The sequence below is a fragment of the Candidatus Nitrosocaldus islandicus genome, from assembly GCF_002906215.1.
GTDB lineage: Archaea > Thermoproteota > Nitrososphaeria > Nitrososphaerales > Nitrosocaldaceae > Nitrosocaldus > Nitrosocaldus cavascurensis.
In genome coordinates this window covers 1,054,545-1,069,235 of record NZ_CP024014.1, presented here as the reverse complement: position 1 = coordinate 1,069,235, position 14,691 = coordinate 1,054,545, and the positions used below count along the sequence as shown (strand labels likewise).

The window sequence follows — 14,691 nt, the reverse complement described above, 5'->3', positions numbered from 1 at the left end:
AATCCTATAAGGAAAGAAGATTATTATATCCTTATAATAATTGACAATTACTTTACTGTAAGATGCCCTTATTACTTCTTTGCCCCTAGGGTTCTGTTCTTTAAGCGCAACTGATCTCCTCTACACTTTCTACAGCGCTGAGCATCTATATGGTTCTTTGCACCGCACTTGAAGCATATCTTGAAGAAGAGCCTTCTCCTCTGCGCTATCTGCTTCTTGAATGTATCTGTTATTGGCATGCTACTACAACCACCACACCTTACTATTTATCTTTACCTTGCTTTTTGATAGTCATCGCCTCATCTTCTTCTCAAGCAGTATGGGTACCTCAGCAGGCCTCTTTGCTACAGGTACATCTGCCTTTGCAAACATGTTAACCTTGGACTCTGCAGAACCATACGTACCATACACAATTGCTCCAGCATGGCCCATACGCTTCTCCTTTGGCGCACTCCTTCCTGCTATGTATGCTACTACAGGCTTCTTGAACTCTGTTGATATTATGTACTCTGCAAGTTGTTCCTCAGCACTACCTCCTATCTCCCCTACTACTACCACTGAGTCAACATCATCCCTATCCCTTATGAGTTCAAAGCACTCTATCAGGGTTAGGCAGTTTATAGGGTCTCCTCCTATACCTAAGCATAGCCTCTGCCCAAATCCAGCAAGTGTAAGCCTATGTGATATCTCGTACATGAGTGTACCACTCCTTGATATAACAACGGTTCTGCCCTTGCTGAATGGCTGTGCAGGCATTATCCCTAGCTTCATAACCCCTGGCACTATTATGCCTGGGGTATTAGGTCCTACAACTACAGCATCATTCTCCTTTGCAAGCTTTATACACCTGAGTGTATCCCTTACTGGGACATGCTCTGGTATTGCAACCATAAGCCTTATCCCATTGGTTAGAGCATCAACAGCAGCATTTAGGAAGAACTGTGCTGGCACAAATACAACAGAGATCTCTGCATTATGCTCCTTAACAGCATCCCTAACGCTATCATACACAGGTATGCCATCGAACTGCTGTCCCCCCTTGCCAGGGGTTACACCAGCAACTATATTGGTGCCATATTCACGCATGAGCCTTGTATGGAGGCTACCAAACTTGCCAGTCATCCCTTGTACTATAACTGGCTTCCTGTTGTAATCCTCATCTCCAGGGTTGCCTTGAAGTATCTTAAAGATATCAAGAATCTGCTTAGCCTCTACTCCTACACTACCACTACTGCCCATCCCCATCCTATTCACCTATTTCTAGCATTGTTATTATTCACATCCTTTACTGCTCTAACAGCATTATCTATTGCTTCCTCAACAGACTCAAACATAACTGCTTTAGTACCTTTGAGCATATCCCTTGCTATATCAGCATTCCTACCTGCTATTCTAGCAAATACTGGCACCTGTATGATGTTATCCTTATAAGCACTCACTATAGCCTTTGCAACTATACTTGTATCTACTATCCCACCGTACAGGTTCACAAGGATTGCCTTGACACTGCTCAACCTACTCACAAGGGTTAATGCCTTGTATATATTCTCAAGTGTTGCACTACCACCAACATCTAGGAAGCATGCTGCTCTCCCATCTGCATCACTAAGCATATCAATGGTTGACATGACAAGACCAGCACCATTACCTACAACTGCTATATTGCCATCCAACTCAACTAGTGAGAATCCACTCCTCCTAGCCTCAACCTCTATACTCTGCTCCTCAAATACCCTCAACTCCTCATGCCTGAAGAGTGCATTATCATCAACTATTACCTTTGCATCTAAAGCAATTATGCTACCATCATCCCTTACAGCCATGGGGTTTATCTCTGCCAGTTCAGCCTCCTTCTCATCAACAAGCTTAATCAACCTACTTGCTATATCAACCAACGCATTGCCATCCTCATTGAAGCCCATGTATGCTGCTATATCATGGAGCAGACTACTATTATTATTGCTATCATCTATATCAAGCGTATGAACAACCTTGTTGCTAACACTCTCTATCTCAACACCACCCTCTGGGGATGCTATTATTGCATAAGATCTCTTACTCCTATCAAGGAATATGGAGAGGTAGAGTTCCTTGTTGTGTGGCATGAACTCCTCAAGGAGTATGCTCTTCACAACCTCTCCTTGCACACTCTTGCCCATCATCTCCTTGAATACATCATCAAATGAATTTGGATCCCTGCAGATCTTAACCACTCCAGCCTTGCCCCTCCCTCCAACCCTAACCTGTGCCTTGAGAACCAATGGGAAGCCTAGTTCTCTAGCATATTGTCTAGCCTCCTCAAGATTGGTTGCTAGATAACCTCTAGGTACAGGGATACCATAATCCTTGAAGAGCATCTTTGCCTGATACTCAAGTAAGCGCACGTACACCATTCAATCCATCTAGAATATAAAAGTTTCATTAGTATGGAGTAAGATGAGTATATCCTACATCTCCCACTCCCCCGATGGTCTTGATACATTGCAATATAGCATATGGAGCTGGATGGTACCATGCAATGATATACCTTTAATGGTAAGAGTATCAATCAATTCTTTTGGATCTACAAAATGTACAATTTTCACCTTATAAGGGAAACTTAATAAGTTAGTATCATGTGTATAGTACATGCATGAAATGAAGGATGAGGATGTATACACCTACTGGGGCATCAGGAAAGAGTATGAGAGGCTTGCAAGGATAGAGAGACTTGCAAAGTTGCTCTTACTACTACCATTTGCGTCTACCATACTCATACTTATAATGGTATTTTTGCTTCTAAGGTGAAGGAAGGAGGAGAGGAAATAAGGGAGAAGAGGTTGGTTAGGCTAGGTTACAACCTTATCCAGTTCATTGCTATCTATAGCAATCCTAACCTCCCTTGCTATCCTCCTACCCATGCTCATTGGCTCATCGTAGAGCAGGTATGAGTATGGTGAGCCATTAACATACAGGTTTGTGCCAGCAACTATCCTTGCAGAGAACTCAAATGCTATGAACCTCCCATCCTGATCATACACACCTTCTATGCAGAATGGACCTATCATGCCACGCTTGACTAGGCGCTCAGCAGCAGATACAAACCTCTCGCCCATCCTGTACACTTCATCCAGAAGTGATTCTCTAAGCACCAATGGACTGTTGCCTATTACATTGTATGATACTTCATGTACCCCTGAACTCTCCTGCTGTAATGCTGGTATCCTTCCTATAGCATCAACATTGGACTCATACCTCCTATCTATGCCTAGCAACTCAACCTCCCTGTTCAATGGTGAGTAGAAGTACTGAAGGTACACTGGCACACCAAGCACATACTCTTGTATGTATAGATCATCAATGCTCTTAACCATGCCCTTGCTTAGAAGCTTGTTGTACTGGGTCATGAAGCTCTCCCTATCCCATGCAAGGAAGTAGCCCTTGCCACCAGCAGCACCATGAAGCTTTGCTATAACTAGTCTTGCTTCTTTACTCCCATCACTACTTCCATTAAGTTCATCTATGCTGATGCTCTTAGGAACATTCAACCTTGCTTCAAGCATGAGCCTCTCCTTCAACGCTCTATCAGCCTCCCATCTGAGTATCCACCTGTTGCCGAAGAATGGTATCCTTATACTCTCTATCTCCTCTATACTCATGCTTGATATGTATGTTCCATGGGGTACAAGTATACAGTTGTTATCATGCAACTCATTCTGTACGCTCTCGCTGAATGAATGCTCGAACCTGTAATCCTCAACCAGCAGAAGTCTGTCAATGAACCTGAACCTCCTGTATAGTCCTTCCCTCCTCCTCTCACACACAAGTATAGTCTTGAAGCCTTCATCCTTTGCGCCCCTGAGTACCTGTAGTGCACAGTGTGAGCCTAGAGTTCCTATAGCATTCATCATAGGGGAGTTGTGTACTACCATTAATTAATATATGGATTTGGAGAAGGGAGGAAAGAAATTAGTCTCAACACCTGTGTATATGTCATCGTTACTTCTCTACTACTACTTCTATCTTCTCTATTATCTCTTCTACAGCTTGACTGAGGTTGAGCATACCTTTGCTCTTTGCATACTCCTCCAGTAACTTAACCTGCTCCCTTGTAAAGCATATAGGCATGGTGCGCTTTGGCATAGTTAAGGGTTGATACGCTAAAATAAAAATCTACCTCCTTGCTATCCTTTTTCAATATCTACCTTCCACCTTGATACGCTAAAATAAAATCTACCTTATTTACTATATCATATATCCTCATCAATTAATGATTCTTAGAATACAAACTAACTCCCTTATTATTCATTATAGCATCAACACATATGCGGAAGAGAGTGCGATATATCAATACATGATCCATGTATAACAGACTTTAAATCAAGTCTTATTAGGGGCTACTAGCTCACAAATACCAATTCAAATATCAGGATCTGCTGAGTGATTTGATCTGAATTGCTATAGGTTTATTCTTGCTAATTTGAATGATGTAACTGCTCTATCGCATAACTACCTTCTTGGTTAATTATAGATGATATCCATCTTACCTTAACTACTACCTTCTTTGCTTATCTACTGTATGTTAAGTAGGTTGTATAATAATGATACTTTTAGTGTTCATACAAAACTCCTTAACCTTTAATATATACTTCTTTCTTTGCCATAACATGCTCACCATCAAACATACTCTAAGGAAGAGAATGTTGACTCTACTTCTGCTATCCATCTATATATAGCCATACTGCTGTACTCTACTCTTTTATCTTTCATAATCGTGCTGATCTAATACAGCATACGCTAGATTATCATATCCTAGTGGCTCATTCGTAATATATTCACGTACTTGGCTAACACTTTAGTAGTATCGTAACTCGGTAATGATGGTAAGGTGTACAAGTTCAGGTTAACACTTATTATAGTATCATAACTAACATGATTCAATACAAATTAAAAAGCCTATGCTGTAGTAGACTCATGGAAAGGTATCATGATGCTAGAGCACATACAGCAGAGCATATATTTGCTAGAGCATTGCAGAATCTGCTAGGTCCTGAGAGCATCCAGGTTCTGAAGGTTGAGCATACAGATGATGTAAACAGGGTTTACATAAGATGTAAAGAGTTGAGTATGGATGAGGTATATCAGGCTATGATTATAGTGAACAGAACTATAGAGGAAGGGAGAACGGTTAGAGAGCATACGTTCCCTTCTCTAGATGAGGCAAGGAGGAGATTCCCAGATGTTAGAGCGTATGAAGTAAGGATCACTGGTAACGTTAGAGTAGTAGAGATAGATGGATATGACCATTCTGCATGTATCAAGGAGCATGTTAGCAACACAAGAGAGTGTGAATTCTTCATAGTTAAGAGCATATCAAGGGAGAGGGATATCAGCAAGGTTGAGTACCTTGTTGGAGATAAGGCTAAGCGTTACGCAATAGAATCTGTAAAAAGGCTAGCAGATATAGCAATGATGCTAAGAGCGAACATGAATACATTAGAGGCTACATTGAGTAATATTCTTGAGGAGTTGAGTATGCTAAGGACCAGCATAAGGAGTGTTACCGATGATGCAGTCAGTGCATTATCTGCAGTAAGGGTTAGAGAATTGAACCTCTACTATGGCTCTTTCAATATGCTTGATGATGATATATTGATCAAGAAGGCAAGCACGATGGTGAAGGATGGTACAGATAATAAACTGATAATCTTCCTTAATAGGAAGAGGGATAGATCGAATGTTGTAATAGCAAGCAATGATCCAAGGCTAGATTCTAATACCTTGCTCAAGGCTATTATTGCTAGATATGGAGGAAAGGGAGGTGGCAAGGCAGAGTTTGCTACTGGCTATATCATAACTAGCCTTGGTGTAGATGTTGATCACAAGATCAAGCAGGAGGTTATGGGGTTGATAGAGCAACTTCTTGCTAGTTGATTGACGTTAATAAGCTGTAGGAGGTTATGATGCTGCTGTTGCTGCATATACCACCATTACTATAACTGCAACTATCCAGAACAACTCATTAAACTTAAATTTGTATTACATGCTCTTTGCTAGCATGAGCCTTGAGGATGATCTAGGGGATTGGAGGAGATCACACTACTCATCTGAACTGCATGGTATGGATGGTAGAGAGGTTACCCTAATGGGCTATGTAGCAAGTATAAGGGACCATGGCAATATACTCTTCGTTATGCTAGCAGATAAGGATGGAGAGGTACAGATAGTCTTCAAGAGGAATGCTGAAGGTTCTGATGGTGCAACAACACAAGCACTATTCTCAAAGGCAAGGATGCTTAAGGAGCACTCATCAATAGCAGTCAAGGGTATAGTAAGGAGCATGAAGAATGCACCAAAGGGAGTTGAGGTAGTACCAAAGGAGATGAAGATACTCTCTCTTGCAAGGAGTGTACCTCCATTCTCAGTATACAGTAAGAACATCCCATTAGATGTAAGATTGGATATAAGGGCTGTAGACCTTAGGAGGCACTATCTAAGGGCTGTATTTAGGATAAGGCATAACCTACTCAAAGCCATAAGATCCTTCCTTGATGAGAGAGGTTTCATAGAGGTCAGCACTCCAAAGATGATATCAACAGCATCAGAGGGAGGGGCAGCACTCTTCCCCATCTTCTACTTCGATAGGGAAGCGTTCCTTGCTCAGAGCCCACAGCTCTACAAGGAGCAGTTAACCCTAGCATTTGAGAAGGTTTATGAGATCGCTCCAATATTCAGGGCAGAGCCATCAAGAACCAATAGGCACCTTGCAGAGGCTATATCTATTGATGTTGAACATGCATTCGTTAACTATGAGGATGTAATGGGTATACTTGAGGAGATGATCTCACATGCTATAGGCTATGTTGTTGATAAGTGTAAGGATGAGTTTAGTATACTTGGTACAACTCCAATCAAGCCTAGTACACCATTTCCAAGGTACAGATACTCTCAACTCATAGACATACTCAAAGGTGAAGGGATAAGGATAGAGTGGGGGGATGACTTTGCTGCTGAGCATCTCAAGGCACTTTCAAGTATGTTAAAGGGCTACTACTTCATAGTTGATTGGCCAGCAAGGATGAGGCCATTCTATACCAAGACCAAGGATGACGGTAGTACTGCCTTGAGTGAGTCATTCGATCTTATGCATGGGGATCTGGAGATATCATCTGGAAGTACAAGGATAAATAGGAAGGATGAACTCATGGAGAGGCTCAAGATGCAAGGTCTTAAGCCAGAGTCATTCGCCCATCACCTTATAGTATTCGATTATGGTATGCCTCCCCATGCAGGTTTTGGGTTAGGATTGGAGAGGTTACTGATGACAGTAACTGGGTTGGAGAATATAAGGGATGCAACATTCTATCCTAGGGATATAGACAGGCTTGTGCCATGATAATCTATGCATAATTTGTATGTATAAGCAAAGCATAAAGCAAGAGCAAGCAAGTAAGTAATGACTTCAACCTCTAACCATATACCCATATATGCATTCTATACCCAACTCCTTAGCCTTAGTAAGAGCCTCCCTATCTATGTGGATAGAGACCGTTACTAATCTCTTAATACTTCCATACTCACGTTCTATCACAGGTTTTATACTGTTAACCTTCTCATAGAATGTTACAACATCATCCTCTGCAACCCTGTTCTTAATCTCTAGTATATCAGCATGGCTATTGCTAACTATTATATCAAACTCATAACGCTTACCCTTCAAGCCATACAACCCTTCCTTATCAATGTACTCAAACCTCCTAGCCTTATCCTTATCTATGCCTAGTTGCATAAGTTGATCTCTATAGATGTTGAGGATCAACCTCTCCATATCCTTGCCTGTCCTTCTCCCTAGAGAGCCTATGCTTATACTCAACTCTTGGATAAGTCTATCATGCCTCTTGAACCCTTCCTGCATATCCCTCCTTAGATCTTCAATGCTCTTCCATACCTTAGCAAACTCTTCATCATGCCTCTTGAACCCTTCCTGCATATCCCTCCTTAGATCGTTTAGATCCTTCCTTAGTTCTTTGATATCCTCCTCTACCTTCAAGAACCTAGCATTTACCCTCTCCTCCATCTCCAAGAACCTCTTATTCATCTTCTCCTCCATCTCCAAGAACCTCTTATTCATCTTCTCCTCCATCTCCAAGAACCTCTTATTCATATCCTCATCAACCTTAGCAATCCTATCCAGTATCTCCTTGTAGCCTATAGCCCCTGCTACTGCATGCCTAAATTCTACATCTTCAAGTAGTAGGTTAAGCAATACCTTCTTCAACTCTTCCTTACTGCTATGCATAATGTAAGTATGCTTGGGATGTATATAAGGCTAAGCAGTGGAGCATGATGTGGATATGAATGCTCAACGTGCATAACTTGCATAGTTTATCAAACTCTAATCATCAAGCATCTTATATCAATCAAATCTCCTTCTGCTAATTCAATTTGTATACATATTACTAGTAGTAGCATCAACCATCAGCACACTTATCATGCCTGATTAGAGATGAAGGTATAAGAAGAATGTTTATGCAGTTAAGCCTTGATGGTTTATATATACAATGATCGCAGAGATGGTATAGCATGGTTAGTGTTGAGGAGGTTAAGCATCTAGCATACCTAGCAAGGATAGGTGTGAAGGATGAGGAGTTAAGGCTGTATGCTGAGCAGATAAATGAGATAATAGAGTACTTCAACATGCTTGATGAACTTGACATAAGTAGTGATGTAGAGCCATACAAGATTAGCAGGGATTATAAGGAGATGAGGGATGATGTAGCACTTGTATTCCTTGGCGATGTGTTAAGTAATGCAAAGAATGTGAAGGATAGGTTCATAAAGGCACCAAAGATGGGATGAGATGAGAGTATGTATATAATATCAGGTAGATCTCTATGGTTAGTAGTAGTAAACTTGCATTAAATGCATATGAACTTGTGGAAGAGGTTAAGAGTGGATCAATAAGCGTAGAGGATTACATTGCAAGCATGCTTGAGAGGATAGAAAGCATGGATGAGAGGATCAATGCATACATAACCATTAACCATCACGCATTGGATGAGGCTAGGATGGTGGATAAGATGGTTAAGAGTAGCAGTAATGGGAGTGGTTATGGCAATGGAAACCTACTTGGTGTGCCTCTTGCAGTCAAGGATAACATATCAACAGAAGGGATAAGGACTACATGCGCCTCTAGGATGCTTGAGGATTACGTGCCAGTATATGATGCTACTGTTGTGAAGAGGCTCAAGGATGCTGGAGCAATAGTGATAGGCAAGACAAATATGGATGAGTTTGGTATGGGCTCAACAACAGAGTTCAGTGCGTTTGGTGTAACACACAACCCATGGGATGAGGATAGGGTTGCGGGAGGCTCCTCTGGGGGTAGTGCTGCATCGCTTGCATCATGCATGGCAAGTATAGCGTTGGGCTCAGATACTGGAGGATCTGTAAGATGTCCAGCATCCTTCTGCTCCATCTATGGCTTAAAGCCAACTTATGGGTTATTGAGTAGATACGGGCTCATCTCATATGCTAACAGTCTAGAGTGTATAGGGTTGATGGCAAGATCAGCAGTTGATCTAGCATTGATGCTTAATGCTGTTGTTGGGGCTGATATACAGAATGATCATACAAGCATTGATGCCACTACCATAGATCTTGAATCCATTAACTCTACTAGCCTCAAGGGCATGAGGTTTGCTACAATAAGGGAGATAATGGAGAGCAATGCTATTGATGAACCTATAAGGGATAGCATGCTTGATGCTATAGCAAGCGTTGAGCAACTAGATGCTATAGTGGAAGAGGTGTCCATACCATCGTTGAAGTATGCACTTGCATCATACTACACAATAGCAATGGCAGAGGCGAGCAGTAACCTTGCAAGATACGATGGTATAAGGTATGGTTATACAGTACAGCCAGATGGGATTGCATGGAATGAGTTCTACTCAACCATAAGGAGCAACTTTGGTAGCGAGGTGAAGAGGAGGATCATGCTTGGTACTTATGTGCTCTCCTCTGGCTACTATGGAAGGTACTACATGAAGGCACAGAAGGCTAGAGCAATAATAAGGGATGAGATAATGCATGTACTCAGATCTTACAATGCTATAATTACACCAACGATGCCAGTACTCCCTCCAAGGATAGGGGAGAGGATATCTGATCCCTTGAGGTTATACACAATAGATATATGCACTGTTATAGCAAACTTGGCTGGGATACCAGCACTCTCCATACCCTATAGCATGCATAATGGACTGCCAATAGGTATACAGTTCATGGCAAAGCATCTAGATGAGGCAACGTTATTAAGGATAGCATACTTGCTAGAGCATGTTAGAGGGAGCAAGGTTAAGAGGTGTGTGCTATGACCCAATCTGCAGATAAGGTAATGATAGGGCTTGAGATACACTGCCAGTTGACTGCTTTGAAGAGCAAACTCTTCTGCCCATGTCCAGCAGATTATAGAGGTAAGGAGCCTAACGTTAATGTATGCCCTATATGCCTTGGTATGCCTGGTACACTCCCATTACTCAACAGAAGGGCTGTAGAGTATGCTGTGATGCTTGCATTTGCATTAAACTGTAAGATAGCAAGCAGGATAGCATTCTACAGGAAGAACTACTTCTACCCTGATCTTCCAAAGAACTTCCAGATAACCCAGTACAATGCATATGAGCAGGCTAGTGTTGGTGCTGATGGCTACATGGAGTTGGATGATCCTAGTAGTAGTGATGGCATAGGTAAAGTGATAAGGATAAGGAGGATCCAACTTGAAGAGGACCCTGGAAGGCTTGTTTACGATGGTAGCATAGGTACATCAAACTATGCCCTTGTTGATTACAATAGGGCTGGTGTAGCACTTGTAGAGATAGTTACTGAGCCAGACTTCAATGCACCAAACGAGGTTAGGCTCTTCCTAAACAGGCTAGCATCGATACTTGAGCATCTAGGCATATGTAACCCTGCTCTTGATGGTGCTGTTAGGTGTGATGCAAATGTATCCATAGGAGGGCATGCAAGGGTTGAGATAAAGAACATCAACTCGTTCAGGGATGTTGAGAGGGCAATAGCATTTGAGATAGCAAGGCAGAGGAGCCTTACTGCTAGAGGTATAGAGGTGAGGAGTGAGACTAGGCATTGGGATGATGCTAGGAGGATAACTGTACAGGCTAGGGTAAAGGAGGAGGAAGAGGATTATAGATACTTCCCAGAGCCAGATATACCAAGCATGGTCTTGAGCAGTAGTGATCTAGATGCTATAAGAGCAGGGATGCCAGAGTTACCCCATGCAAGGATTGAGAGGTTTGTAAGGGTATATGCTCTAGCAAGGGATACTGCTAAGATACTGGTTGGTGAGAAGTATATTGCAGATCTATTCGAGGAGAGTATCAAGTACTATGGTAATGCTAGATCTATAGCAAACTGGATAGTTACTGATCTTAAAGGCTATCTGGAGAGGTATGGTGGTAGCAATAGTAGTAATGATGGTAGCAATAATAATAATAGTAGTAGAAAGAGTAGTGATGGTAGTGATAACAGCAGTAACGTTAACTATGCTGGAATCCTTACAAGGATTACCCCAAAGCATATAGCAGAACTTGCAGTACTTGTTGACTCTGGCAAGATAAATAGGACTATGGCAAAGCAGATAATGCAGAAGATGATCTCTACAGGGATGCTACCATCCACAATAATACAGGGTATGGATGATGTTGATATGCTTAGCAACAGGGATGAGTTAGCAGGTATAGTGGATAGGGTCATGGAGGAGGAGAGGAAGGCTGTCATGGATGCTATAAGCAATGAGAAGACACTCAACTACCTGCTAGGCAAGGTTATGAAGTACAGCAAGGGTAGAGCAGATCCAAAGTTGGTATTAAGCATATTAAAGGAGAGGATAGTAAATCTCAGATCAAACCAATGAATTAATATTAATTATAGGTAGAAATGAATGAAGGAAGGAAGAAAAAGATAGATTATGTTAGTTGTGTTGATCTTTTATGAGTACGCTGGATGCGTATGAGCAGGAGGTATCGTATCAGGTAGAGGATATTCCTATGCTTATGCAGGAGATGAAGAGTAGATGGTTGAGCAAGGAGGAGCAGTTAAATACACTGATAACTGGGAGTGGTGACTCATTTGCTGCTGTAATGCTGGCTGAGAGGCTATCAGGATTCAGGATTCAATGCATAGATCCTTTTGAACTATTAAGTATGATAGCATCTAGGAGGATACTCTACATAGTATCTGTCTCTGGCTCTACAAGAGCTGTGCTTGATGCCATGGATAGGGCACATAGGCATGGCATGAAGGTTGTTGCAATCACAGCAAATGCTGAGAGTAAGTTGGCTAGAGGTGCAGACTCTACCATCCTCATTAGATTCAAACGTACAGGTATGCTTACTGCAGGTAGCATAGGGTTTACTGCAAGCCTTGTAGCATCTGCATCACTTGCAGTTAACATGGATGATGTAAGTGTAGATGTTAAGGATGTATTTTCAAAGGCTAGTGATGATGCAGGGGGTATCGTGCTTGCTGAACACAACTACATAGTTGGAGATGTATTAACATACCCTCTAGCAGTGTATGGCTCAGCAAAGTTGTATGAGGTGCTAGGAGCGAGGGCATCATATTGTAGGTTGGAGCAGTTCTGCCATATGGAGGTATTCTCCCTAAAGGAAGGGGATAAAGTGTTAATACTCTCATCTGAAGAGAAGGCTAGGATGCTGGCAGATGGGTTGAGGAGTAATGGTATAGATGCTACACTGCTAGAGTATTGTAATAATGAGGATAGATGCAATGGAAGGTATGAGGATGAGACCTTAAGCAGACTGCTCTATTATACGTTCTTGCTACAGATTACTGTATTAAACAATGCAAAGAGATTAGGGCTTAGAGAATGTGCATTCGTAAACCATAGACTACTTGGGCTAAGCAGTTCCCTGATATATTAATTGATCTGGCTCTAGGCTAAACTAATTAACTAGTAAATAATATTTAATTTAAAGAGCTGGTTTTGTATTACTGCTACTACTATGCTTAGCGTTTATCATGCGTCTCAACTCCTTGTAGAGTACTATGAACCTTGTACCCTTGTCTGTTATCCTTATGCTTATTTTCCCCTTTCTATTCTCCAACTCTATAAGCCCTGTATCATTCAGTAGGTTAAGGTACTTGTTGAGAAGCCTAGAGTCCAGATTTGCCTTATGGAGTATGGTTATCTTGCTTGCTTCCCCTTCATCTAGGAGTACTGAGAGTATATCATTTAGAAGTCTCAGCTCATCCCGCTTATTTTTTTTTTGAGGCTATCATATCAATATATTATATCCTATAATTTATAATATTATTGCGGTTATACCACATGTATAAACCACGTTTATTTATATTTTATAACCAAGATGTAATCAAATTATAACTCTTTATCAGGTATGTTATATTCATTATAATATTAACTACAGTTGATGAATACAACTTGATAAGAGTAGCCCTATGTAGTTACATCATCTTCACTTGTACCTTATACTTATATCATCGCTCTTGCTCTGTTTGAATACCTTCTTCCACTGCTTGTAGTGCTCCTCGCATAGGTAAACCCTCTTCCCTTCACTAACATCAAGCCCTGAACCCCTAACCTTACCAGCATCAAGTGATCTTACAGCGTTGTTGCTACACTCTACAACACTACATCTTACACCCTTGCCAACCTTACCCATACAATTAGGTATGAGCACTAGCCTATAAATATACTCTCTGTATAGCAATCATGTTGCTGAACAAGATAAGGAAGGATATAGAGCCTATGATGAATAGAATAGGAGTGGGGTTTGCAGCAACTGGGCTCTCACCTAATGCATTGACACTTATAGGATTTGCATTAGCAGTACTTGCAGGCTTCCTTTACGCATTACAATCAATGCTAGAGTATGCTTATCTCTACGCTGGGATAGTGCTACTTATATCTGGCTTCTTCGATATAGTTGATGGTAGCGTTGCTAGGGTTACAGGCAGGGTCTCTAGGGCAGGTGCATTCCTAGACTCAACACTTGATAGGGTAGCAGAGGTTGCAATATACACAGGGATAGTGCTAAGCAGCAAGGTTAACCCAGCACTTGTTATACTTGCATTGGCACTCTCACTGCTAGTAAGTTATGCAAGGGCAAGGGCAGAAGGGGTAGGGGTTGAGTTGAAGGGCATAGGAGTAGGGGAGAGGGCTGAGAGGCTACTATTGCTATCAACATTCAGCATAGCAAGCATAATCATATCAATGGAACTTATGCAGTATGGGCTCATCATAATAGTTGTACTTGCTGCCATAACGTTCATCCATAGAGTATTAGCAGTACTTAACGCAATGGCTCAGGGCTCTTCCTCTCATCCTCAGCCCTGACCTTAACAACACCATAGTAGACAGCACATGAGACACAATAGTACTTTATAACTGTAGGGCTTGCTATGTATGCCCCGCTTGCCCTCAACTCCTTTGCAAGTGATGGATCAACAAGGCTCAACCTTGATGTTACCTTCTTAACCTTATCCCTAGGCACCCATCTTCCACAGTTTGTGCATTGTACAAGGCTTGAGTGCCCCTTCCCTCCCTTCGATCTACCTCTATTACTCCTCTTCTTTGTCATAGGGCTTGATATGCATCGTATCATGCTTTAAGTGTTATGTTCTCCTCTCTTCTCCTCCCTTTGCACTAGT

At 41.7% G+C, this 14,691-nt stretch carries 17 protein-coding genes; 8 read left to right on the top strand and 9 right to left on the bottom strand.

Going from position 1 to position 14,691, the window contains the following annotated elements; genetic code table 11:
- Positions 1–71: 71 nt before the first annotated feature.
- From CRG89_RS05535 to CRG89_RS05525, 3 genes are read right to left on the bottom strand one after another with little or no spacing between them, the layout of a single operon-like run.
- Positions 72–239, bottom strand: coding sequence for a 50S ribosomal protein L40e (locus CRG89_RS05535; protein ID WP_103287303.1), 168 nt, complete (start codon positions 237–239; stop codon positions 72–74).
- 52 nt (positions 240–291) lie between these two features.
- Positions 292–1,200: a succinate--CoA ligase subunit alpha gene (sucD, locus tag CRG89_RS05530; protein WP_103287945.1), complete on the bottom strand. Its 909-nt coding sequence runs from the start codon at positions 1,198–1,200 to the stop codon at positions 292–294.
- A 50-nt stretch (positions 1,201–1,250) separates the two neighbouring features.
- A complete protein-coding gene (locus CRG89_RS05525) occupies positions 1,251–2,393 on the bottom strand; it encodes a succinate--CoA ligase subunit beta (RefSeq protein ID WP_197706716.1) in 1,143 nt (380 codons plus the stop codon).
- Positions 2,394–2,628: 235 nt separating this feature from the next.
- On the opposite strand from CRG89_RS05525, the gene CRG89_RS08770 reads away from it, so the two are divergent.
- Positions 2,629–2,787, top strand: a complete 159-nt coding sequence (locus tag CRG89_RS08770; protein ID WP_158648743.1) for a hypothetical protein — start codon at positions 2,629–2,631, stop codon at positions 2,785–2,787.
- Positions 2,788–2,828: 41 nt separating this feature from the next.
- Here CRG89_RS08770 and CRG89_RS05520 read toward each other — a convergent pair whose 3' ends face one another.
- Together CRG89_RS05520 and CRG89_RS08930 are read right to left on the bottom strand one after the other, a co-directional pair.
- Positions 2,829–3,887 carry a DUF1297 domain-containing protein gene (locus CRG89_RS05520; protein ID WP_103287943.1) on the bottom strand — a complete coding sequence of 353 codons (1,059 nt, stop codon included), beginning with the start codon at positions 3,885–3,887 and terminating at the stop codon, positions 2,829–2,831.
- 91 nt (positions 3,888–3,978) lie between these two features.
- Entirely contained in the window at positions 3,979–4,122 is a 144-nt protein-coding gene (locus CRG89_RS08930; RefSeq protein WP_168174138.1) for a hypothetical protein, read from the bottom strand.
- An 831-nt stretch (positions 4,123–4,953) separates the two neighbouring features.
- Here CRG89_RS08930 and CRG89_RS05515 point away from each other — a divergent pair.
- Together CRG89_RS05515 and aspS are read left to right on the top strand one after the other, a co-directional pair.
- The gene (locus tag CRG89_RS05515) at positions 4,954–5,913 is read left to right on the top strand and encodes an alanine--tRNA ligase (RefSeq protein WP_158648742.1); all 960 of its coding nucleotides are present in this window, start codon (positions 4,954–4,956) and stop codon (positions 5,911–5,913) included.
- A 124-nt stretch (positions 5,914–6,037) separates the two neighbouring features.
- Positions 6,038–7,375, top strand: a complete 1,338-nt coding sequence (gene aspS, locus CRG89_RS05510; protein ID WP_103287942.1) for an aspartate--tRNA(Asn) ligase — start codon at positions 6,038–6,040, stop codon at positions 7,373–7,375.
- 66 nt (positions 7,376–7,441) lie between these two features.
- Here the strand turns inward: aspS and CRG89_RS05505 are convergent, their stop codons facing one another.
- A complete protein-coding gene (locus CRG89_RS05505) occupies positions 7,442–8,278 on the bottom strand; it encodes a PD-(D/E)XK nuclease family protein (protein WP_103287301.1) in 837 nt (278 codons plus the stop codon).
- 284 nt (positions 8,279–8,562) lie between these two features.
- Here CRG89_RS05505 and gatC point away from each other — a divergent pair, with 284 nt between their 5' ends.
- The 4 genes from gatC to CRG89_RS05485 all read left to right on the top strand — a co-directional run bounded on the left by gatC (position 8,563) and on the right by CRG89_RS05485 (position 12,944).
- Positions 8,563–8,838 carry an Asp-tRNA(Asn)/Glu-tRNA(Gln) amidotransferase subunit GatC gene (gatC, locus tag CRG89_RS05500; protein ID WP_103287300.1) on the top strand — a complete coding sequence of 92 codons (276 nt, stop codon included), beginning with the start codon at positions 8,563–8,565 and terminating at the stop codon, positions 8,836–8,838.
- 35 nt (positions 8,839–8,873) lie between these two features.
- Positions 8,874–10,358 carry an Asp-tRNA(Asn)/Glu-tRNA(Gln) amidotransferase subunit GatA gene (gene gatA, locus CRG89_RS05495; RefSeq protein ID WP_103287299.1) on the top strand — a complete coding sequence of 495 codons (1,485 nt, stop codon included), beginning with the start codon at positions 8,874–8,876 and terminating at the stop codon, positions 10,356–10,358.
- The gene (gene gatB, locus CRG89_RS05490; protein WP_231911537.1) at positions 10,355–11,914 is read left to right on the top strand and encodes an Asp-tRNA(Asn)/Glu-tRNA(Gln) amidotransferase subunit GatB; all 1,560 of its coding nucleotides are present in this window, start codon (positions 10,355–10,357) and stop codon (positions 11,912–11,914) included. Before gatA ends, gatB begins: the two co-directional genes overlap by 4 nt.
- 76 nt (positions 11,915–11,990) lie before the next feature.
- Positions 11,991–12,944, top strand: coding sequence for an SIS domain-containing protein (locus CRG89_RS05485; RefSeq protein ID WP_103287298.1), 954 nt, complete (start codon positions 11,991–11,993; stop codon positions 12,942–12,944).
- 48 nt (positions 12,945–12,992) lie between these two features.
- Here CRG89_RS05485 and CRG89_RS05480 read toward each other — a convergent pair whose 3' ends face one another.
- Both CRG89_RS05480 and CRG89_RS05475 read right to left on the bottom strand, forming a co-directional pair.
- Positions 12,993–13,250, bottom strand: coding sequence for a winged helix-turn-helix domain-containing protein (locus tag CRG89_RS05480; RefSeq protein ID WP_231911562.1), 258 nt, complete (start codon positions 13,248–13,250; stop codon positions 12,993–12,995).
- 246 nt (positions 13,251–13,496) lie between these two features.
- Positions 13,497–13,703, bottom strand: coding sequence for a hypothetical protein (locus CRG89_RS05475; protein WP_103287296.1), 207 nt, complete (start codon positions 13,701–13,703; stop codon positions 13,497–13,499).
- A gap of 50 nt (positions 13,704–13,753) precedes the next feature.
- On the opposite strand from CRG89_RS05475, the gene CRG89_RS05470 reads away from it, so the two are divergent.
- Positions 13,754–14,377 carry a CDP-alcohol phosphatidyltransferase family protein gene (locus CRG89_RS05470; RefSeq protein ID WP_197706718.1) on the top strand — a complete coding sequence of 208 codons (624 nt, stop codon included), beginning with the start codon at positions 13,754–13,756 and terminating at the stop codon, positions 14,375–14,377.
- On the opposite strand, the gene CRG89_RS05465 is transcribed toward CRG89_RS05470, so the two are convergent.
- Positions 14,334–14,621: a 30S ribosomal protein S26e gene (locus CRG89_RS05465; RefSeq protein ID WP_103287295.1), complete on the bottom strand. Its 288-nt coding sequence runs from the start codon at positions 14,619–14,621 to the stop codon at positions 14,334–14,336. The genes CRG89_RS05470 and CRG89_RS05465 overlap by 44 nt on opposite strands.
- Between the last annotated feature and the right edge of the window lie 70 nt (positions 14,622–14,691).